14 protein-coding genes are annotated in these 21518 nt (G+C 61.4%); 2 read left to right on the top strand and 12 right to left on the bottom strand.

Translation table 11 applies throughout. The features are described from left to right. Positions 1-38: 38 nt before the first annotated feature. The 3 genes from IDH44_RS22085 to IDH44_RS22075 are packed head-to-tail and all read right to left on the bottom strand — an operon-like array spanning position 39 to position 6369. The gene (locus IDH44_RS22085) at positions 39-3077 is read right to left on the bottom strand and encodes an MFS transporter (protein ID WP_190920998.1); all 3039 of its coding nucleotides are present in this window, start codon (positions 3075-3077) and stop codon (positions 39-41) included. Between the two features lie 5 nt (positions 3078-3082). Further along, complete coding sequence (locus IDH44_RS22080) at positions 3083-3592, bottom strand: GNAT family N-acetyltransferase (RefSeq protein WP_190920997.1); 510 nt, start codon at positions 3590-3592, stop codon at positions 3083-3085. A 29-nt stretch (positions 3593-3621) separates the two neighbouring features. Next, complete coding sequence (locus IDH44_RS22075; RefSeq protein ID WP_190920996.1) at positions 3622-6369, bottom strand: adenylate/guanylate cyclase domain-containing protein; 2748 nt, start codon at positions 6367-6369, stop codon at positions 3622-3624. Positions 6370-6577: 208 nt separating this feature from the next. On the opposite strand from IDH44_RS22075, the gene IDH44_RS22070 reads away from it, so the two are divergent. Both IDH44_RS22070 and IDH44_RS22065 read left to right on the top strand, forming a co-directional pair. Then, positions 6578-6964, top strand: a complete 387-nt coding sequence (locus IDH44_RS22070) for a DUF4280 domain-containing protein (RefSeq protein WP_190920995.1) — start codon at positions 6578-6580, stop codon at positions 6962-6964. Beyond that, positions 6964-9042 (top strand): hypothetical protein, encoded by a 2079-nt coding sequence (locus IDH44_RS22065; RefSeq protein WP_190920994.1) that lies wholly within the window; start codon positions 6964-6966, stop codon positions 9040-9042. Before IDH44_RS22070 ends, IDH44_RS22065 begins: the two co-directional genes overlap by 1 nt. A 144-nt stretch (positions 9043-9186) precedes the next feature. Here the strand turns inward: IDH44_RS22065 and IDH44_RS22060 are convergent, their stop codons facing one another. The 9 genes from IDH44_RS22060 to IDH44_RS22020 form a co-directional block, all read right to left on the bottom strand. After that, positions 9187-10866: a hypothetical protein gene (locus IDH44_RS22060; RefSeq protein ID WP_190920993.1), complete on the bottom strand. Its 1680-nt coding sequence runs from the start codon at positions 10864-10866 to the stop codon at positions 9187-9189. 32 nt (positions 10867-10898) lie between these two features. After that, the gene (locus tag IDH44_RS22055) at positions 10899-13004 is read right to left on the bottom strand and encodes a phage tail protein (protein ID WP_190920992.1); all 2106 of its coding nucleotides are present in this window, start codon (positions 13002-13004) and stop codon (positions 10899-10901) included. Positions 13005-13077: 73 nt separating this feature from the next. Further along, on the bottom strand, positions 13078-15306 hold the full coding sequence (locus IDH44_RS22050) for a putative baseplate assembly protein (RefSeq protein WP_190920991.1): 2229 nt from the start codon (positions 15304-15306) through the stop codon (positions 13078-13080). Positions 15307-15327: 21 nt separating this feature from the next. After that, positions 15328-18426 carry a putative baseplate assembly protein gene (locus IDH44_RS22045; RefSeq protein ID WP_190920990.1) on the bottom strand — a complete coding sequence of 1033 codons (3099 nt, stop codon included), beginning with the start codon at positions 18424-18426 and terminating at the stop codon, positions 15328-15330. A 19-nt stretch (positions 18427-18445) separates the two neighbouring features. Then, positions 18446-18847, bottom strand: coding sequence for a GPW/gp25 family protein (locus tag IDH44_RS22040; protein WP_190920989.1), 402 nt, complete (start codon positions 18845-18847; stop codon positions 18446-18448). A gap of 31 nt (positions 18848-18878) precedes the next feature. Next, positions 18879-19610: a phage baseplate assembly protein V gene (locus tag IDH44_RS22035; RefSeq protein ID WP_223869937.1), complete on the bottom strand. Its 732-nt coding sequence runs from the start codon at positions 19608-19610 to the stop codon at positions 18879-18881. After that, positions 19607-20707, bottom strand: coding sequence for a phage late control D family protein (locus IDH44_RS22030; protein ID WP_190920988.1), 1101 nt, complete (start codon positions 20705-20707; stop codon positions 19607-19609). The genes IDH44_RS22035 and IDH44_RS22030 overlap by 4 nt, the downstream gene beginning before the upstream one ends. Positions 20708-20711: 4 nt before the next feature. After that, positions 20712-21335 (bottom strand): CIS tube protein, encoded by a 624-nt coding sequence (locus IDH44_RS22025; protein ID WP_190920987.1) that lies wholly within the window; start codon positions 21333-21335, stop codon positions 20712-20714. Between the two features lie 3 nt (positions 21336-21338). Then, the coding region (locus IDH44_RS22020; protein ID WP_223869936.1) for a hypothetical protein at positions 21339-21518 on the bottom strand (180 nt) is incomplete at its 5' end.

Here is a 21518-nt window from a genome sequence, read left to right as displayed (position 1 = left end):
TTTTGTTATCAATATAGCACAACTCGCCTCGCTTGTCGCTACTCCCCGATCCGCATGATCATTTGCTCCAGTTGGCGCACGCGGGCGAAGGAGGCGCGCAGCAGGCCGATGCCGATCTCCGGATGCAGCCGGATCAACCGCGACACCTCTTCGCCGTTCAGCGCGAGCATCCGCACCTCGCCGAGCAGCGCAACCGCCGTGACATTGGACGGGCTGCTGTCCAGTGCGGACGTCTCGCCGAATACCTCCCGCGGCCCGAGCACGCCGATTGTCCCTTCGACGCCGCTGGTCGAGCGGCTGGACAGCTCGACATTGCCGGAAATGATGACGTACATCGCCGGACTGACCTCGCCCTTGCGCAGCAACTCGGCCTGATCCGCATGGGTTTCCTCCTCGGCGATGCCCGCGATCAGGCCCAGCTCCTCAATCGACAGATCCGAAAAAAACGAGACTTGCTTTAAGAAAACGACTTTATCCAGCATGCCGAATAATTGCAATTCATCCTGCATCGTCTTGTTCTCCATTCGTTGATATGCACTGAAGGCCAGGGCGCACAGCCAATGATCGGTGGACTGCCCGCCCTGCTGAATCCGTTCCGTCGCTTCGGCCTCCGAGGCCACGCGAATCGGCTGCTCCAGCTTTTGCAGCGTGGCGAGCAGCGCCGCCGAGAGCCTGCGGTCGCCCGTGCCCTCCGACAGAATTTCCAGCCCGTTCTCCCGCGTTTCTTCATCGGCGTCCTCAATCGCCTGACGCAGCGCGGCGATGACCTGCTCGTCGGAGAGGCGGCTCATGACCGCCCATACGCCGCCCAGTACGAGCGCGCGAATCTCGCCGAGACGAAGCTCCGTGAGCTCCGCCAGATCGGCCCAGTCCCGATAGGCGAGCGCGGCCGCCATGCCGCGTTCGCCGTGCAGCTGATCGAGCCGCTGCACACACTCCGGCACGAGATGCGCCTGGCAGCCTTGCTCATCCAGCAGCCGCGCCAGCGCCGTCATCGCGGTGTTCCACACCTTGGGGTGCGCGTAGAATAGCGCCTGACGCAGCGGTTCGACCGCCTGCTCGCCCATCTGTCCGAACGCTTCGGTCACCGAAGCGTGGACTTCCGGGTCCGAGGTCGGCAGCAGCGTCAGCATGCCGCCGATCGCCGCATGATGCCCTAGCTTGCCGAGACACCGGATCGCGGCAGTCTTCACCGACGGCTGCTCCGCCTGCAGCAGCGGCTCCACGTCCGGCAAGAAGCTGTACATGTCCAGCTCGGCGATCGCCTCGATCATGTAGACCGCGCCTTCCCCGCCCTCGCCGAGCAGCCGCTGGATGACCTCGTAGCACGCTTCGTAGCTCTGCTCGCTCTCCAGCGCGTAGAGCCCCTTCACCGCCTCCGCCACGACCATCGGATGCGGGTCGAGCAGCTTGAGCCGGATGAAGTAGAACGCCTGATGCTTCATATGAACCGCGCGTGCCAGCAGCCGCACTCCCTCGGCCCGCACCTCGTAATCCGGGTCCTCCAGGTAAGAGGCAACCTTGACCATCGCCGGCAGATCCGCCAGGTCGAGCCGCATTGCCCGAAGTGCGGCGATGCGGATGCGCGCGCTCCGATCATCGACCAGATCAAGCAATTGCGGGAGGAAGCGCTCGTCCTGCGTGCGGCGTATAATATCGAGCGCCACCTCGCGCGCATAGTCGTTGGGATGGCGCAGCAGCCCGCGCACGGCCGCGAGCGTCTTGGCGTGATGGAAGAAGCCCTCGAACGAGGCAGCCAGCTCCATTCCAGCGCTGCGCATATGCTGGACGCCACGAATGAGCTCGCGGACATAGAGCTGTCGCTCTGTCCAGGCCAGCCCGATCAGCGCGACGGCCGCGAGCGTGCCGACGATTGCCAGCGGCTGCAGCGGCAGGCCGAAGCCCGTGTGCAAGAATTGCAGTCCGGCTCCGAGCGCAATGCCGGCCGAAGCGGCGATGCCCTGGGCCACATAGCGGAAGCCGTCGCGACTCTCGATCGGCATAATTTTGAAAAAAAGCTGATACGACGGCTCGGCGAAATAATAGAGCAGCAAATAAACGAACATGTACCCGCCGGACACCGCGTACAAAAGCAGCGACGTATCGAACGCCAGGGCAAGGCCGAGAAAGCACAATACGAATACGCCGGCAATGGCGACCAGCACATTGCTGGCGCCGAGCCTGGCCATCAGCCTTCCCGAGATCATCTGCAGCAGGAAGGCCGCCGTGAAGAGCAAGGTCGTAATCAGGCCAAAAAAGGCGCCAAATTGCTCCTCCGTCGCAAAATAGCGATGCGAGATCGTCAAAAACTGATATTCCATCAAAAAGTAAAGCGCCGGCATCAGCGTCATCAGACCGATTGCGCATAGCAAAAAAGGCGAGCGCAGCGATTGCTTGAAGTAATCGGACGAGCGAAGGACTTGCGGCGCCTCGGCGGCCCGCTTGTCGTCGCGCAGCGTCAGCGGCACGAGATAACGCACGATGGCCTTGCGGTAATTGATCATGCCTGCGAGCAAAAAGAGCGGCGCCAGGATATACACAAAGTCCGCGCCGAGCAGCTTGTTGACCGCTTGCACGAGCAGGCCCGAGACGATGCCGCCCAGCGTCGCCGCCGAGACGAACATCGGCATCAGCCGCTTGGCCTGCTGCGTCGGACACAGATCGACGGCCAGGCTCCACAGCAGGATCGTCTGCTGCCGCACGACGAAGCTCGAAGTCAGGAACAGGAATGGATAGTACCAGCGCACATCGGCGTCCGCCGCGAGCAACGCGGCGAGCACGACCGCGTTGAGCACGACCAGACCGACCATGATGCCATACAGCGTGCGCATCAAGGCGGGCTTGCTCAATCTGCCGGTGAGCCATGACATGAACCACGCCTCCAGCGGCAAAATCACAGCCTCGGCCGCATAGACGTAGGGTAAGAATTCACTGCCGAAGCGTTGATTGAACAGCGTCATGAAGCCATTGTACGTCATGAGCTCGGCGATCCCGCACAGGAAGAAGACCGGCGCCATCAAGACGAGCTTGCGCCGATCCTCGGAGCGAATATTCAGCAAGCGAAGCAAAAATTCCACAAGCGTCAGACTCCAGACTCTGTAAGTTTGAGGTAATAGATCAAGCGGTCCTCGCCGTCAAAATAATAATCGGGACAACGTCCGATCTGCACGAAGCCGCGCCGCTCGAACAGCTTGCGAATCGGATCGTACGCCTCCAGATCGCATGTATAGGTAATGACATAGCGGGCCCGGGCCTTTTGCAAAAAGGCCAGCATCTCGTCGATCAGTCCCGCGGCGATGCCGGATTGCCGACAGGCGCGATGAACCACGACATAATCCCAGTAATAGCCGCCCGTCTGCTGCTCGTTGGGCAGCAGGCTGTTCACGCCGACAATATCGCCCTGCTCGTTCTGCGCAATCCAGAAGCAGTATTCGCCTTGCAGCGCCTTAAAGGGATTGGTGCGAAAATGAACCAGCTCGCCCGGGGTGTGCCGGGTATCGTCGAAGGAAGCGTCGGAGAGAAAAAAATCGACAACGCGCGCCGCCTCCGCTTCCTCTGTCAGCCGCTTGATCCGGTACGCCGTTTTTTTCATCGTCTCTTACGCTCCTTGTCGCTCATGGTCTAGGAAACCGCCAGCGTGCCGTTCCAGTCCGCCGATGTGCCGCGCTGATAGTATTCGTCGCAGAGGTAGAAGTAGAGCTTGGCCGCCTGATCCTGGCGATTGCGCTTGATGACCTCGATGAAGGCTTCGCGCGCGTCGAAGAAGCGGCCCTGCTGATAGAGCGAGATGCCTTGCTCGAACAGCGGCTTGGTCTTGTGCTTGGCCGCGCGGATCGATTCGTCGTCGCCCTCGTACACGTCATATAGCTCCATTGCCTCTCCCTTGCCCTCCACGCGAATGCGTCCGAGCGTGCGGAATTGGAAGCGCTCGGGCTCGCGCATCGCATCCATGACCGTCCGCGTGACCAATACGGATACGCCCAGATTCGCCGACATCTCCTCGAGCATCGCGGTCAGGTTGACATCGTCGGAGATAACATTGCCCTCCATCCGCGTCTCCTCGCCGACGATCCCGAGCATGAGCGGGCCCTTGTGTATGGCCACGCCGATGTCGACCGGCTGATAGCCGTCGCGGGCGCGGTGCTCGTTGTACGCCGCGAGCTCCTTGCGAATGCGAATTGCCGCCTGCACCGCGTCCTCCGAATTGCGCGGGTAGAGCGACATGAAGCCCGCGCCCATGTAGCTGCTGATCAGTCCTTCCTCCTGACGGACGATCGGGCCGAAGCGGCTCAGGAAGGCGTTCATGAAGTTGAAGTTCTCCTTTGGCGTGAGCCGCTTGGACATGAGCTCGAAGGCGCGGATTTTCGTCACCATCAACACCATATTGCGCTGCACCTGATCGCCGAGATGGATGTCGAGGATGCCGCGTTTGCCGAGATACTTGAAAAACTGCTGCGGCACGAAGCGGTAAGACGCCTCGCTGAAGGCCGTGATGTCCTTGATGTACTGGCGAATGTGGCGCACCATCAGATTGAATTGCTCGCTCAGGTCGGCGACCTCGTCCCGCGTCCGGATCTTGACCTCTGCGTCCCAGTTGCCGTTGGCAATGTCCATCACGCTCTTGCGCAGCTTGCGCAGCGAGGCCATCATGAAGTAGGTCGTAATCAAAAAGACGAGCAGGATCGCCGCCGTCATGAGCACGATGTTCCGAATAATGCTCAGCATGATCTTCTGATTGTCGCGCGCCAGCACATTCATGTCGCGGCCGGTCTCGTAGATGCCGACGACCTCGCCCGCGCTGTTGGTGACCGGCGCGATCGCATAGGTCCATTCCCCGGTGCTGTCCGTCCAGCTCCCGGCAATGACGCGTCCTTGCTCGACGACGAGCAGATTCTCCTCATTAACGGGGAAGGGCTTGAACATATTGACGCTGTCGTCGTCGTCGGCAATGATGTACAGCTTGCCGTCGTCGTACTTGTACAGCGTGCTGTACAGTCCGCGCCGATCGGAATCGCCCTCGAACAAAAAGCTCATGCGCGACTTGATCGCCTGGTAGTCTTCGTTCATATAATCATTGGGCGAGGTCAGCCGCTCGAGCCGGTCGCCCTCGATAATATGCTTGCCGCTCTGGGCCAGCACCGACAGCTCGCGCTTCATCTCCTCCTCCAGCCGGTCAGTGAAGCTGTTGTAGATCGTATTGGACAGCAGCGCCATCGAGATCACGATCAACGGGATGAACGCCGCGCTCTGCTTGAGGAAAAAAGACGTGCGCCTCTGCATTACATGAACATGGAACATCCCGACCAGCGCCAAGAGCGCCGCCACGCCGGCGACCAGAGCCGCCCAGACGAGCGCGCGCTGCGTCATGCGCGCCCCGTCGTACGCCGCCTCGGTCACCGAGGCGGCTACCTCGCCTGCCCCGTCGAAGGTCAGCACCCGGTCCGGCAGCACCACCTGCAATCCGCCCTGCACGAGCGTGAAGTCCTGAATGTCGTAGCTCTCCGCATCCGGAGCGGCCTCGGCGAGCGCCTCGTTCGTCACGACTAGCTCAGTGGAAGACGCTCCCGGCGCCAGCCGCACGATCGCATTCTGCGAGCGGTCGACCACGTACATGTTCCCGGCGGCGTCGGCATGCGGGCGCTCAGGGAATTTTTTGCGCATCTCGTCGCTGCCGTCCAGCGGGTAGATCAGCCGGCTCTCGCCCTGGACGTCCACCTCGTAGATCGCGCCTCGCTTCGTCGTGTAATAGAGCTCGCCTGGCTCCCGGCCGTATAGCTCGGAGACGTAGCGGTCGGCGGGCAAATCAAATATGTAAGGCTGTTCGATCGTCCCGGTGCGCAAATCGATCAGCTTCAGACTGACCGACTCCGCCTCGCTAATGAAAAAGCTGAGCCGGCTGTCGGCAACGGTCAGCGCCCGCACCTGGCCGATCCGCTTGCTCTGGCCGTCGCCCTTCCATTCAAACAGCTGCCGGTCGAAGACGCCGCTCGCATCATAGCGCAAAATATGCTCCGACAGCACGTACAGCCCATACGGATCGAGCACTGTATTCAGCACATAGAGCCGCCCTTCGCGGTCCGCGGCGACATCCGTAAAAATCATCTGGTTGCCGGAGTCGTCCGGCTCATGCCCGATCCGGTACCGCAGCGTGCCATCGGGGCGGATGCTGTATACCTCTTGCTTGGATTGGGCGACGACATAGGTATTGCCTTCCCCGTCGACGGTTGTCGCCGAGAGATTGACCAGCGGCTCTCCGCCGCTGAGCGGAGACCGCGTCAACACGTCTCTCATTTGCACCGAATAATACCCCGCTCCGATCGCCACTGCGATCAGCAGCACAAATAACAGCTTCGTTTTTGCGCTTTGCATTGCCGCCCTCGCTCCACCTTTCAGTCCTGCCTTGACCGATTCTGCGTTCTTTTGTCCGTTTCTTCTTCCATACTACACCATTTTACGCAACATTACACGCAATTCCGCACAGTGCTGCGACAATTGTTGACATCGGTTATTGCTGGAAGGATATGAATATAGTACTATGAATCTAGCGAGATCACCACATATTCAGAGGGGATATTTTATGGGTCAATTGGTATGCCAAGGCGCGATGATGACCTGTTCATTCGGCGCCGCCCCCAGTACGCTCAATGTTCTGCCCGTTAACCGGGTCATGACGGCGACACCGATCGCCAATATCATGGACAGCAAGCCGATGGTCAACATCATGCCCTTCGGCATGTGCAATTCGATGTCCAACCCGCAGGTCGCGGCCGCGACCGCGGCCAAGCTCGGCGTCTTCACGCCGATGCCGTGCATTCCCGTCACCGTCGCGCCATGGGCGCCCGGGTCACCGACGGTGCTGGTGGGCAATATGCCCGCCCTCAACAATTCCTCCAAGTGCATGTGCAGCTGGGGCGGCGTCATTCAGTTCTCGATGGCCGGCCAGATGACGATTCAGGTGCCCTGATGATCGAGCGCTTCATTAAACCATTCGTCAAGCCGATCAAGAAGATGGTCATGGTGCCGCTCCGCAAGGCCAAAATGCTGCCCAAGCTGGTCATGCGTTTCCTTGTCGGATTCGTGCGCAGTCTGCTTAACCCAAAGGAAAATTCCATTAAAAATTATATTCCGTTCGGCCGCGTCTATGTTGCCAAACGGTTAATCGTCATTGTGCTCCTGATCGGTCTGGTCGTCGTCTATTTCGGCTTCATTCGCCCCCCGAAGATGCTCAATAATTTGCTGGCGCGGCCGACCACCATCGAGGCCGCCAGCAGCAAGCTATCCGCCTTCAGCGGAAGCGCGCGCATCACCAGCGGCGGACGTCTGCTGTATCGGGGCCCCGTCAAGGACGGCCTCTATCAAGGCGCCGGCAAGCTCTACGACGAAGCGGGAACGCTGATCTATCAGGGCGATTTCGACAAGGGCATGAAAGCCGGCACGGGCGAGCTCTACGACGCGCAGGGCGCGCTGCTGTACAAGGGCGGCTTCGCCGCCGATCAGTACAGCGGCGAGGGCACGCTGTATTATCCGAACGGACAGCCCAGCTACACCGGTCAGTTCGCGGCCGGACTGCCGCAAGGCTCCGGCACAGCCTATGCCGAGGACGGCCGCATGCTCTACGCCGGCGCCTTCGAGACCGGCGTGTACGGCGGCCAAGGCAAATCGTACGACGAGACCGGCGCGGTGCGCTACGAAGGCGGCTGGCAGAGCGGACGTTATGAGGGGGAAGGCAAGCTCTATTTGCCGGACGGCAGCGTGCAATACGAAGGCAGCTTCAAAAACGGCAGCCTGACCGGCGCCGGCATCGAATACATGACGAACGGCTTGCCCAAGTACGAGGGTGAATTCCGGCTCGGCAAGTATCACGGGACGGGCACGCTGATGAACGAAGCCGGAATCAAGCAATACGTCGGCAATTTTGCCGAAGGGGTGCCGAGCGGGCAGGGCGAAGCCTACGACGAGAGCGGCAACGTCGTCTACAACGGCAGCTTCGCAGACGGCGTCTACGACGGCTTCGGCACCTTGCTTGACGCGCAGGGGAATCCGCGCTACAAGGGCTTTTTCCGCGAGGGCCTGATGCATGCGGAGGACTTCGTCGGATTGACCCTGACCGATCTGAAGCTGCTGCTGGGCGATCCCGACCCGCCAGCCCAAGCCGAGGAAGAAGCGCCGATCGAAGAGGATCTGCCGGTGGAGGAAGAGCCTGACGTCGAAGCGCCGGCGCAGGAGGACCCGGCCGCAGCGGACGACGAACCGGCGCCGGAGACCGACGATGGCGGCTCGTCCGAGGCGGGCACGACCGATGGGGCTGGCCAGGACGACGCAGGGGCCGCAGAGAGCGGCGGCGAGGACGCGGCGGACGGCGGGACGAATGATGCGCAGCAGCCGGCAAGTCCAGGGGATGACAGCAGTGACTCGGCCGATTCCTCAAGCGGAGGACCATCTGGCGTCGGCGACGCCGATGGCGGCGAATCCGATATCCCTTCGAGCGGCAATGCCGGGAGCGGCGAGCCCTCGAGCGATGCTTCGGACACGGACGAAGCGACGGAGCAGACGCCCGCGCCTAATAGCGGCGAAGGCTATGCCGGTCCGCCCTTCTCCTCCGCGAGCGCGCTCCCGCGCGCCGCACGCAAAGGCGCGGTCACCATTCTGACTGCAGTGGAAGGCCCGGGCTCGGGGGCATTGGACGGCTCGGGCGACGGCGTCAACGGCGAGAGCGACCAGGAAGGCGCCGCCTCGCCGCAGCCGGTGACCTACACGTACGGCTCGATCCAATTTTCCTTCGTGCTGACGCCGGACCCGATCAATCCGGAGGAGTATTACGTCACCGAGGCCAACACCTGGAACCGGCTGGTCATGACGACGCTGCTGGAGCGCTTCGCCGCAGCCGGTCTGCCGAGCTCGCGTGCGCCGCTTGGCGGCGGACGGACGATGGCCGTCTTCACCGCCGAAGACGACAGTGCCTACTTCACCTTTACGTACAGCGCCGACAATACGCCGGTGCGACTCGGTATGATCGGCAGCGACGCGCTCCCCCCACGCTGATGCCAGTTGGTCGCTCAACTTGCATAAAAGAAGCCGTTTGTTCAAAACCCGGTCACGACCGGCGTCCCGAGCAAACGGCTCTTATTTATGAATTGACATGCCGCCCGAGGACGGCAATCGACGCATCGTTTTAATGCTGGTGTGTTACTCGTCGGCCTCGCGCCTGCGCTTGCCCTTATCGGCAGCGGCCTCCAATTCGGCCTGCTCGGCTTCGGAGGCTGCGAGCGTGTGCGCTTCGGCATCGATCAGCTTTTTGAACGCCCACCAGCGCACCTTGATCGTCTCCGCGTCGGTGTCCTGATTCAGGCGCATGCCGATCCGGAAGGAGCCCTTGGCCGGGTATACGACCGTGCCGAAGGTCACGCTGGGCAGGCTTGCCTCGAACGGACTGCCGCGAAATACCTCCGACGCCCCGTAATAGACGAGCTCATTGGAGCGCAGCAGGTCGGAGGCGACGCTCGGATCGCTCTCCTCCAGCCCGACCATGATGTAGATCTGGCCGCTTCCGAGCTGATGCTCGATCTCGTCGGACACGAGATTGCGCGGACCGCGCGTGAAAAAGCCCGTTTTGGCGCCTGGGTCGCGCGAAAACGTATAGGAGCCGGTGGCGATTTCGTCATTGACCATCTGCGGCTTTGGCACACCGAGCTGGAATTTGAATTCATTGTGCTCGGGGTTGTAGTCGACCTTCAGCTCGGGCTCGCGGTCGAACGGCAAGCCATAGGCGTCCGCATTGGCGTAGAAATGATGCAGCGCCTCGCCGCCCTTGCGCGCGTTCATCTGCAGCATCGTCGCGTTGTAGATGTATTCGCCGAACGGAACGCGATCGACCTTGTCGATGATATAGGTCGGCCCCATCTGCAGCAGGCTGATCTTCGCCAGGCAGATTCCCTGCTGCCTGGAGCTGTCCAGCGACTGATCCAGCGAGCGATCGAAATAATCGGCGCTGATGCGATCCATGATCGAACCCTGGATAATTTCGACGCGATGCTCCGGATGCGTGTCGATCGCGATGCGCTGGTCGCCGACCGTCAGCTTCGCCGTCTCGCGCAGCACACGCAGCAGGGCCGTCGTGTCCGGTCGATTGGCCGCCTTCAGCGCATAGGTCATCGTGTATTCCGTCTCCTGGCCGTCGCCCGGCTCGGCGAAGGCGATCGATGTGTCGCCCCCGTCGCCTACAGCGGTGAAGCCGTCGCAGGTATACCGGCATTCAAAGGCGATTTTCGGCGTCTGCAGCGTTTTTTCGACCACCAGCGTCACCTCGAAGATTTGCTCCGGATTGACATACTTGGGCATGCGCTGATAGATGCGGATGTTCGCGTCCTGATAGATCGTGGCGATGCTCTCCGTGAGCTGGATCTGCTCGTACGCCGCCGGGTCGGGCGCCTCCTCGCGCACGAACAACCGGTAGCTCTCCAGCACGCGATTGTATTCGCTCACTTCCTCCGACCGGATCGTCGTATTCGCAATGGAATGCACCGGCTCCTTGCCCTTTTCGTCATACGCCACGCAGAGGTAGACGTTCTTTTTGTATTCGTTGTTCGTGAAGCCCTCCAGCATCGACAGCTTGAGCGTGACCGGCGAGGGGATGACGATCTCCCGTCCGGCGTAGTCCATTGCCACGCCCATCTCCACCGAGACGGACTTGTCGTCCACGGCGACGACCTGCATCCCGGAGACGATGCCCGCCCCGTACAGCAGCCGATTGAGCAGCCGCCGCTTGTCGTTGAAATACTTCTGCTCCGATTCGAAATCCCGCACCGTCAGCAGCTTGCCGTAAAAGTAACGGTTGCGCTCGAACGGATAGTACCTAGACTTCTTCATCCTTCACACTCCCCAATGTGTAAATTGACGTCCTACTCCATCTCGGAATCCAGCTCCAGACGCGTATGGGTATCCATGCGCCGATCGCGGTCCACGTCGATCAGCAGCGTGCTGTTCGGTATCGAGTTGCGCGGGTCCAGCGTCAGCAGCGACGGCTCGGTAAGCTGCGTGTTGACTCCCATATACGTATGCATGTCCAGATACATCCAGGGCTCGAGCAGAATGAGACGGGCTTCGGTAAAAGCCGGCTTGTGCTGATCGAGCATCCGCTGCAGCATCTGCCGGTGCTTGTCCGTCGGCACGTGCTCCGGCTTGACCAGCACCGTAAAGCTGCAGGAGTGGCTGCCGTATAGCGAATCTGTCATCTCGCGCAGCTCGCTCATCTCCCGCATCTGACGGTATTCGAAAAATTCGACGATGAACGGCGGCTCGCCCGTGTAGATCTCGACCATCTTCGCGATGCCGCGGCGCGTGCCGCGGTAGCGGTACAGCTCGGGCGCATCGCGGAGGAAGCGGCGAATCTGCGACTCCGTCCAATGCTCGTCCACCTCGATGCCGACCCAGGTGCCGAGCCAGCGCAGCAGGTCCCCCTCCGCCAGATCGCTGTCGAAGATGCGCGGCAGCTCGGCGATCCGATCCTCGACGCTCATGAACAAAGTGCCGAAGAGCGACAGGAAGCGCTCCAGGAACTGCCGGCTTTGCGGGTCTTCCTGATACAAGGCAGGCAAATACGTGAGCAGAGAGGCGCGTGGATAATGGACCCTCAGTCGCTGCAGCAGCGGCGTTTTTCGCTCGCTGCCGATCCATTCGATCTTGAGCCACAAGTAACGTCCCTTCGCATCCGCCAGCAGCGCATCCTTCGGATTGATGATCGGCGCGGACCAATAAGGTGCCAGCGCTCGAGCCTTGTCCGTTACGGCGATATCCGGATCGAGCAGGTAGGAATCGATATGCATATAGGCGCCATCGACCATCAGGCTGTCGCGGTCCGAGCTGAAGTAGCTGATTTTGAGCTGCGTTTCCTCCGGAATGCGGGCCAGCAGCGACACCTTGTGCCACACGGTCTCCGCCTCGGTGCTGTCAAAGGCGCGCGTCAGATGTACCCCTTCCATGCTCCCGGTCTCCAGGCGTTCCATCGTGCGCGGCTGCATTTCGAGCATCGTGATGGTGCGCTGCTCGCCGTTAAGTATGTACATGCGGTCCTTGGCGTCGATCTGCAACTGATCGGCCTTGCCGCGAAAACCCGCCACCTTGGCAATCTGCTCGCCGGTCGTACCGAGATTCAGGACGAAGCGGTCGTCCTCCCCCTCCTCCTCGATGATCCGCGAATCCCCGATGTAGAGCTGGCCGGCAGCGTCGACCGCGAGTCCCGCGAACTGCAGCGCCGGCAGGTAGATCCGAGACTGCAGCTCGCCATCTGACGCAAAAGCGTACAAAATGTGGGTGTGCCCATCAAAGGCATACACCGCTCCGCCCGTACGGACTGCCGTAAAAAAACGATGCCGCATATGACGCAGCTTGGCCGGCTCTTTATTGATCCACTTCTCATCGAGGAACAGCTGCGAACGGCCGCCGCGAAGGCCGATTCGCAGAATCCCGAACCGTCCCCCTGCCGGCACGATCGTCTCCCCGTCCGCCCCGTCCTCGACATCGACGGCCGTGACGACGTACAGCGCCTCGGCATCGGCGCTCAGCGCCAGCGGATGAAGCGGTTGGCCCTCCTCCGCTTCGTCCCGGCTCCAATACGTCTGGCCGTTGCTCAGCGAATAGGCCGCGACCGGCGTTACGCTGTCCGGATCGGCGATATAGACCGCCTCGTCGCCGACGGCCATCATCGCGTAGCTGCCGAACAATTGGTGCCCGGGCGGAAAAAGCAGCTCGTGATAGCGGTTCTCCTGGTCGTACAACCACAGGTTGCCGGCATCGTCGAGCAAATAGATGCGGCCGTAGCGGCCGATTGCAAAAGCCGCCACCTCGCCTACGCCTTCGAGCTCCGTCAGGCGCACGGTGCGCGCGATGCCATACTTCTGCGTCTGGCAGATGCGCAGACCGCCCTCGGCCCATTCGAGATTGGAAGCTGCGCCCGCCTCCCAGTCGGAGGGACGATTGCGCGAAAAAAATTGAATCTCCTGCTCCAAAAACCGCCGCCTCCTCTCCTATTGGCCCACCTGGCCGGGATACGTGCACCGTGCGTCACGCAAGCCCCGGGCGCTACATGTCAGTGCGGCTCATCAGCTCGATTTCGTGATCGCCCGAATGGACGAGGCCATTGGGCGGGAGCATGATGTCGCCGCCGGACGTCTTGGTCCAGCCCCGGCCCTCGGCTTCGATCCACAGCTCCTGGATAAATGCCACGCCCTTGATGCGGCTGACGATGCCGAGCAGATCGCCGCGATGAACCGTGCGGCCAAAGCTCCAGCCGGCCCCTGCAGGACCGTCCAGAGGCTTGAGCGTCTGCCGCAGCGCCCGTCTGACGCTCGCCGCCTCGTCGACGAAATAAGGCTCGACCACCACAGTCGCATGAATCGATATCCGTATATATTCCGGCGGGATCACATGCACCTCGGTCGTAATGAGGCGGCGCTCGTCGAGATGCCGCTTGATGGTCTGCATGAAGCCGGCGCTGGGCATCGGCGTGTCCGCGTAACCGAACGGCACGACCGCAACCGTCAGCTGTCCGGGCGCGCGTTCCTTCGGATATTCGCGCATCCCGGCGGTATACATCGGCAGCGCCTTGACCTTGGCGACCTTGAGCCCGGGCGTCTGCCGCACGATGCGCTCGACATCCTCGGCTGTCACCGCGCGGAAGGGCTCCGTCAAGGTGCGCTGGGCGCGTGCGATACAATCCTGCAGTGTCTCCGGCTCGGTCCCGCCTGCCGCAAAAAAGGGATTGTTGACATTCAGTCCGAGCCGGTGCTGCTCCGGATGAACAAAGGCCGTAATCAAGCCGGGCTTGACATTGCCGCGTTCGCCGCCGCCGAATTCGCATGCGATCAGACATAAATTCGGTTCGTCGTGCTGCGACGGAATGGCGCCGCGCTCGTTGTTGCCGAACCGGATCGACTTGGCCCGCGCATCGAACACGAAATGCCGCGCCTCCGGTGCCGAGGCGTCAAAGTGACTGACCTGCTCCCAATCCTCCCACAGCAGCTCGCTGCCGATCGGCACCCCGACCTGCAGCTTGAAGCGGCCGGACTGCAGCGGAATGTCATAGACCGCAATCGATTGACCGGGAAGACCGTTGCTGCGCCCGATCATCCGCCTGTCCCCGAACTCGGGCAGATGGGCGATCAATCGAATCTGGCCGCTGCCCCGCTCGGGAATCGCGCCGTGCTCGCCGTCGCCGAAGCCGATCCGCATGCCGTCGCTGCCAGGCTGTGCCGTGTAGCAGCGATCATGGGGCGCGCAGTCGTCCAGCGTCCTTACCTCGCGCCAATACCGCCAGCGGCCGCTCTGCTCGCGCACCTGAACGCGCAGCTTGCCGTAGCGGGAGAGGTAGTGATCCAGCGCCGCCGCTTGATGGCCTTCACCGCTGCTGTCGAATGACCAGAGCGCGCTATGCGTATCGCGCTGCAGCGCCTGCACGGCGTTGAAGGTGATCTGCTCGACGCGGGGCGGACATTCGTAGCCCGCTTCCTCCACCGTACAGCAGATCCAGTAGCGGCCTTGATCGTTGGCGGGATGGACCATGACCGGCCGCATCTCGCCGGGGACGCGCAGGGCCAGCTTGCCGCTATACGCCATGTGCAGGGTCTCGTCCGTCAGCACCTCGACGGGCAGCCAGGCGGTCTTGCCGTCCGTCCCGACCCCGTAATACTTCCAAGAGACCCGGGCGGACGGCACGACCTGGGCATGCAGATCCTTCACGGGAGCGGCCTCTACCGGATCGTCGTCGAACAGCTTGATGGCCATCGTGAGCAGATCGCCTGCTGCGAGCTCACGGTCCAGCGCCAGATACATGCGGCTTGCCTGGAGCGCATCGCTGCCGAACGCGTAGTATGAGACTCCCGCGTTCTCATTTGTCGACGTATAATCGTTGGCTTCCTGTTCGGTTCGGACGATGATGCGCTGCAGTGCGACCGGCGACAACCGAATCGGCAGCGTCGTCTCGTAGAGCTGATCCTGCCCCTTGAGCTTGGTCCCGGCAGGCAGCACCAGCGGCTCGCTTACGTTGCCGAATTGCACCAGCGCCCCGGCAGAGCTTCCGAGCTGCGGGGCGAAGCCGAGCAGCTTCAAAAACTTTAGCTGCGTCGCCGCCGGCACGCGATTCATATAATATTGCTGCATCTCGCTGATCCAGGCGAACATCTCCAGCATCGTAATGCCCGGATCGTGCATATTCTCGTCCGTCCATTCCGGCAGCCACTTCGGAATGGCGCGGCGCGCTTCGCGTACAATCTGCTCAAAATCGCGATCATCCAAATTCGGGGATGGCAGCATGCGGTCTCCTCCTAAATGAAGTTATCGGGCGCCGCTCGCGTTGACATGTATGGTATGCTTGCCGTTCACGATCAGCCCGTGCGGATACAACCGTTGGCGCTGGGGATCGATTTCCTCGGCTGTGCCGTGCTCCACTTTGGCAATGCTCAAATACAGCTTCTCCACAAATTGTACGGCGTGAATCGACTTGAGCAGCGAATGAAAGACTGTCGCATGCACCGATTCGCCAATCTCCCAGCCCCGGCCGTCCATATGGCCATGCTCCGGATCGAGAAAACGCTCCAGGTGTTCCAGAATTTCCAGCTCGGTCGGCAACGCCTCCTCCATCGTCCGGACTGCGACGACGGCCGAGACCGACACCTCCAGGTAGGCCGGCTCGATCACCTGGACCGCAGCCGGCAGATCGGCGCCTCCCACCATCCGCTCAACCAGGTGGCGCTCCACCTGCCGCTTCACGACGGGAAACAGCAAGTTGTCGCCGACGCCGCCGCGCGGCAGCACAACCATCGTCATCGTGCCCAGCTCGCGCCGCATCAGGCCGTTCAGGTTGGGCAGACACTTCACCTTGGCCAAATCTGCGTAGGCTTCGCGCGCCAGCCATTCGAAATCCTCCGCGGTCACCGCCCGATCCCGATGCTTGAGCCGCTGCGGACCGCGCAACAGCGCCGAGTCGAGCGGCTCCGTATCGCACCCGCCCACCGCGGCCTCGCTGTTGCTCACTCCGGCGATAAAAGCGATCGAATGCTGCAAACCGTCAATCTGCCCGGCGGCGACATTGCCCTTGCTCCCGGCAGTTACTCTGTAATGCACGCGGATGATATCCGGTCCTTCGTGCGGCAGTTCCCGGCCGCGCACGCCGTCGCCGAATCGGATCAGCCCGCTCGCGCCGTCCAGCATATAATGCCGGTCGGACGGCGTCGATCCGAGGAACGAGTCGGCACGCTGCCACCGCACCCAGACACGCTGCACCAGTCCCTCGCTATCGTGGATGAGCTCGGTCTCCTCCGGAAGCGCTTCGCGGCGCTGGAGCACCTCGTGCTCCGACAGATGCCCGGTCTCGTCGATCCATACTTCGGCGTCGATGACCGGCGCCGCTGACAAGGCGTACGCGCCCGCCACGCGCTCCGGCGTCTCGCCGCGCACGCTCCGCTGCTGGCGCACTTCTACCGCGTTGAGCTCCAGCCGCCGCGCGACGGGGTACGGAGCTGTACTGTCCGCATACCGGTCGTCCCGATTGACGCCGCGCAGCCAGTAGCGCTCCCGTCCAAAATGAAGGCCCGCAACCATGTCCGGCGGTCCGATAAATTGGAGCGTACCGCTCTCGGTCATCCCCGCCGTCGCATCGACCGTCTTGAGCGGCAGCCAGCGCTGCCCGTTGGCGTCGCGCCCCCAATATTCCCATTCGACGACGGGCGCGTCGGTCCCGGCGGGCGGCGCCGGATACAGCGACACATGCAGTCGGATCGGCCCTTTGCGCAGTGGCGCGTCAAAGCCCGCATATACGGCGGGGGAGCGCGCCTCCAGTCCCTCGAAGAGCCGGAAAAGCGTGCCGCCTTGCCTGGCCTCAAGCGTCCGATCGCGATATGCCATGTTGTTGTGCGTCGTCAAGGTCTGCGCCGCATACAGCCGATCCTCCGGATAGCGATAGGTCAAGCGCAGCTCCGTCAGCCACGGCGAGGCGTAGATCATCTCCGGCGCATAGATCTGGTCCATCGTCAGCACGCGCACTCGCAGCCAATGTCCGAGCTGGGCATTGACATACGTCGGCTGCAGATCATGCGGCACGACGAGCTTAACCGTCTGCGGCGCCGCCTCGCGCAGCGGCGGATTGCTGAACAGCTCCTCGTACGGCTGCGAGCCCGGGATGCGCATCCAGCCGTCCCCGTTCCAGTACTCCCACTGCACCTTGAGGATCCCCACCCGCGGCGGGTCCTTCTTGGCCAGCTCGTGGCGGCGCATCACCATGCGCCAGTTGATCTCCGGATCGGGCGCGGTGCGCAGCGGGTTCAGATGGGCGACCATCATGAAGCTTAGCTCGAGCTCGCTGCCGCGCTTGCCCAGCACCTCCTCGCTGCCCATATAGAAGGTGGAGTAAGGCGCAAAGTGCTCGCCGAATGGATGGTAGCCGGCGGCGTCCAGCTCGATGTCATTGTGGAACATCAGCGCGGGCGCGATACCCGCTACCCCGTCCACGCGGTAAAAATCGGTCGCCAGCTCGAGCTTGTCCGCCTCCAGCGTGCGCTCGAGCAGCGGCGGCGCCGCGCCGTCGGGGGCGCGCAGCCTGCAGCGGATCCAGCGGCCAGGGACGCCAAACACCTCCAGCTCGTCAAGCGCGGCGATTCGGGTCTTGACCAGACGGACGGCTCCCTTGTCCGACACGACCCGGTCGAAGGCCACCCACTCGCCGCCCGATGGGTATGCCCATTCCAGCAGCTCCGTATCGGCCAGCGCCCGCAGCAGGTCGGACTGCTTGTAGCGCTGCAGCGTATTGCTCCATACGAGACGGACCTCGGACGGGTGCGTCGCATGCAACAGCTCGTCATGGCGAATGTACAGCACATGCTCCTGCAGATTGGGCCCCGTTACGTCGAACAACGGCAGCCGAGCCTGCGGCTCGAGCACCTGCAGCGCGGGATAATCGCCGGTCAATCGGATGATGCGGTCGAGCTTGGGATTCACATTGTACAGATCCGTCAGCAAGGAAGGCGTCACGAGCAGCGGCTGCGTCGTTTCATAGATGAGCTCTTCCCCTCCGTCTTCATCCTGGGCGGTCACCTGCGTCCCCGCCGGGATCCATACCGGCTCATAGACGCCTTCGTTCAGACGGAATGTCACGTATCCCAGTGCCGGCCGCGTCTCCTGCAGCTGCACCTCGATCATATTCAAAAAAGCGATGAAGTTTTTGAGCGGCGCCCGATTGAGCCGCTTGATGTTCTCCTGGAGCATGTCCGCAGCCAGAAAAAACAGCGCCGTCCCCGGATCCGGGTCCTCCGGCGAAAACCGCCATTCCGGCGTGTAAAACGGGGCCATCTCCTTCATCTGCTCAATGAGCGCGGCCAGATTCCGATTGTCGATCAATGGGGGTTGCAAGGCCGGGCCCTGCATCGGTTTAGTCGTCATTTCGCTGCTCCGTCATCCTTTACTTCGTGCCTTCGTGGAGATAGAACGGATAGACCTGATTGAACAAATTGTTGGTCGACCGCACGACATAGCGGATATTGATCTCAAGCCGGCCAAGCGTCTGCTCGTCCCGTACGGCGTGCACCTCGACGTCCTCGACGCGCGGCTCCCACACCCGAATCGCTTCCTGGATGTTGGTCTCCATCAGACGCAGCGTCGTTTCGTCCGACGATTCAAATACGAAATTGCGCACCCCGCATCCAAATTCCGGACGCATGACGCGCTCTCCCTTGGATGTCCACAAAATGATGCGAATCGCTTCCGCGATATCGTCCTCGTCCTCCGCCATTTTGATGCGTCCGGTCGTTTGGTCCACCTCGATCGGAAATTTCCAGCCTTTTCCGAGAAACGATGCCGCCATCGTGCTCCTCCCCCTGCCGCGGGCCCGCGTATCAATTGATTTTGACCATGCTGCCTTTAATATTGATTATGCCGTCAGATTTCAGATCGAGCGAGGCGCTCGCCTTCAGCGACATTGTGGCCGACGCCTCCAGCTTGAGCTGGGTCGACTTCAGCGTAATTTGCTTGTTGCTGGTAATCGACACGTCGCCTTGGGCGGTGATTTCAATTTTTGTGCCCGAGCTGGCGAGCGTCACCTTTCCCGAGCCGGAGCCTTCGATGAGCAGTGAATGGTTGCCCGTCGAATCGGACAGCTTGACCTTGCCGTCCTTGTCCGTCATCTCCAGCACATGCCCTTTCTTCGTTTGGACCGTCAGCCGCTCGTCGCCGCTTTTGTCCCCGAAGATCAGCTCGTGCCCGGAGCGGGAACGAATTTTGCGAATGTCGTTTTTTTCGGCCGGTGCCGGGGCCTTGTCGGTGTCGTTCCAGAGCGAGCCGATCACGTACGGCTGGTTGAAATCGCCCATATGGAACGCAACCAGCACCTCGTCGCCGACCTCCGGCGTGAAGAGGCCGCCGCGGTCCTTGCCGCCCATGAACGTGATGACGCGCGCCCAGTCCGACTCCTGCTCAATCTCCCGGATCGGGTATTTGAGCTTGACCCGCCCGAGCTTCTCGGGATCCTGGTTGTTAGTGACGACAGCGAGCAGCACGCCATACATCTTTTGCTGACCGGCTCCGCCCGTCTGGTGCTGCATGCCCATGCCGTCCAAGTTAAAATTCATATCGCATTGCCTCCCACCTCGAAGCTCGTCATGTAGCCGGAAGAATCGATCTGGTGCGTCACCTGGTTCAGGTACATCGGCTGATTGAACTTGGCGCCGAGCCCGTCCAGCTTGATATAGCGCCCGGCCCGGATCTCCGGCAGCCCGATCGATTCGCCCGAGCCCGTCACCAGGTCCATCGCCCGCTCGTTCAGCATTGCGTCGGCCAGCGCTTGCGCTTCCTGCTGCGTGATCGAGTTGGTGTACACGTATTCGACGGTATAGTCGGCCAGCGCGCGCATGATGTCCTTGCCGGTCTTCGAATTCGTGCCGATGATGTCGACGGATCGCGATTTGGCTTCGATCGGTTTGGTCGTTTTGACGTCAAAGCCGCGCACTACCACTTGCGACACCTGATTCGAAATATCGACATTCGTCTGGTAGCTGACCAGATTTTTGCCGTACATCAGCGTCACGACCGGGGTTTTGGATGCTTTCGGCTTGCGAAAATAAAGCGTTTTTCCGACCACAAAAAAATCAAAATGGTTGGCTTCGGCGAGCGCATGCACAAACTGAAAATCGTTCATTTGATTTTGCTCGATGATCGGCTTTTTGACGGCCGTGTCGTCGATTTTCATGCGGGCTCCGTACTTCGCGGCGATCGAACGCACGACGTCGCTCTCCTTTTTCTCTTTCCATGAATTGGAGTGCACGCCCTTCATCATCAAAAACGAGATGTCCATGCCGCTCACGGTAATATTCGGATTGCCGTCGGCCGGGTAATCGAGCGCGACCGAGGTAATGACGCCGTAAAAAACGGTCTCCAGCTTGTCTGTGTAGCCCATGCGAATCTCGATATACTTGCCGACGGCCAGGAACGAATCCACCCACTGGAACTGGCGGCGCACCGGATCAAAAGCGTTCTCGACCTTAAAGCGGAAGGAGTCGGCCTTCGATTCGACGGTCGTGTCGACCGTAAGCGAGGAGATCGCCACGCTCTCGCGGATCAGATTGCGTCCGTCGATCAGCACCTCGAAGGCCGGCGCAAAAAAATTGCGGTATTTGGCCTCGAGCGTATCGAATTTGTAGGACGTATTGTCGAATTTGACGTTGGCCATCGCGTTACTCCAGCCTCGGAATCGTCAGCTTGCGTCCGGTCCGGACCAGACGCGGGTTGTCAATGCCGTTGGCTTCGGCAATCGCGCGCCACTGGCCGGGCTCCTCGTATTCCTCGCCCGCAATCATCCAGAGCTGGTCGCCCTGCTCCAGCATTTTTTGCTTGGTGCGGTCGGCGGACTGGCGCGGGATGTTCTGATACTGCTCCTTCATGCTTTGCAAGGCGCGGAACGTTACGCTGAGCGTCGCCCGTACCGGCAGGCCCGAATCGAGGAACATCGTGAATTTCTGAGTAACTTTTTCCACCACGCCCTTGAAGTCGAGCGAGCCCCAGACGAATCGGCAGGCCGGCGGCGCATGCAAGTCCTTGTCGACCTCGAGCAGCTTGGCCACCTTGGCGGTATGTCGGCGCACGTCGGTGCCCTGCTCGTAGGAATCGAAGAACAGATCCATCGACAGCGTCGTCGCCTCGCCGCTGATGAACTGGGCAATAGGCGTCTGCAGACCGGGAATCGTTTTCCAGGAAAAATTGTTTCCCGATTCCAGAGAATATTCGTTCGGATTGAACAGGACGTCGATCGTCTGCTGCTTGCTGCCCAGGACGATGATCATCGCTTTTTTGAGTGCCATCGCTTAAAACCCTCTTCGTCTGGATTCAAACTTGATTTTCTTTTGCAGCTCCTTGTATACCTTGTCCGCCAAAACGTCAGGCTGGAGCTGCGGCAAAGCCATCACCATCTGGTGCAGCTCGCCGGCGGTCGGCCCCGGCGCTTGGGGCGCCGCCGCGGGCGGCGGCGCCGGTTGGGCGCGGGC

Source organism: Paenibacillus sabuli, assembly GCF_014705605.1.
In the GTDB taxonomy this organism is placed as follows: Bacteria; Bacillota; Bacilli; order Paenibacillales; family Paenibacillaceae; genus Paenibacillus_D; species Paenibacillus_D sabuli.
The sequence above is the reverse complement of the archived record's forward strand: the minus strand, read 5'-3'. Positions and strand labels throughout refer to the sequence as shown.

Excerpts from the sequence above, each read along its gene's own strand:
- IDH44_RS22035 (WP_223869937.1), bottom strand. The coding sequence starts at position 19,610 with ATGAATTTTAACTTGGACGGCATGGGCATGCAGCACCAGACGGGCGGA.
- IDH44_RS22065 (WP_190920994.1), top strand. The coding sequence starts at position 6,964 with ATGATCGAGCGCTTCATTAAACCATTCGTCAAGCCGATCAAGAAGATG.
- IDH44_RS22030 (WP_190920988.1), bottom strand. The coding sequence starts at position 20,707 with ATGGCCAACGTCAAATTCGACAATACGTCCTACAAATTCGATACGCTC.
- IDH44_RS22075 (WP_190920996.1), bottom strand. The coding sequence starts at position 6,369 with ATGCAAAGCGCAAAAACGAAGCTGTTATTTGTGCTGCTGATCGCAGTG.
- IDH44_RS22045 (WP_190920990.1), bottom strand. The coding sequence starts at position 18,426 with ATGACGACTAAACCGATGCAGGGCCCGGCCTTGCAACCCCCATTGATC.
- IDH44_RS22040 (WP_190920989.1), bottom strand. The coding sequence starts at position 18,847 with ATGGCGGCATCGTTTCTCGGAAAAGGCTGGAAATTTCCGATCGAGGTG.
- IDH44_RS22080 (WP_190920997.1), bottom strand. The coding sequence starts at position 3,592 with ATGAAAAAAACGGCGTACCGGATCAAGCGGCTGACAGAGGAAGCGGAG.
- IDH44_RS22025 (WP_190920987.1), bottom strand. The coding sequence starts at position 21,335 with ATGGCACTCAAAAAAGCGATGATCATCGTCCTGGGCAGCAAGCAGCAG.
- IDH44_RS22060 (WP_190920993.1), bottom strand. The coding sequence starts at position 10,866 with ATGAAGAAGTCTAGGTACTATCCGTTCGAGCGCAACCGTTACTTTTAC.
- IDH44_RS22070 (WP_190920995.1), top strand. The coding sequence starts at position 6,578 with ATGGGTCAATTGGTATGCCAAGGCGCGATGATGACCTGTTCATTCGGC.
- IDH44_RS22050 (WP_190920991.1), bottom strand. The coding sequence starts at position 15,306 with ATGCTGCCATCCCCGAATTTGGATGATCGCGATTTTGAGCAGATTGTA.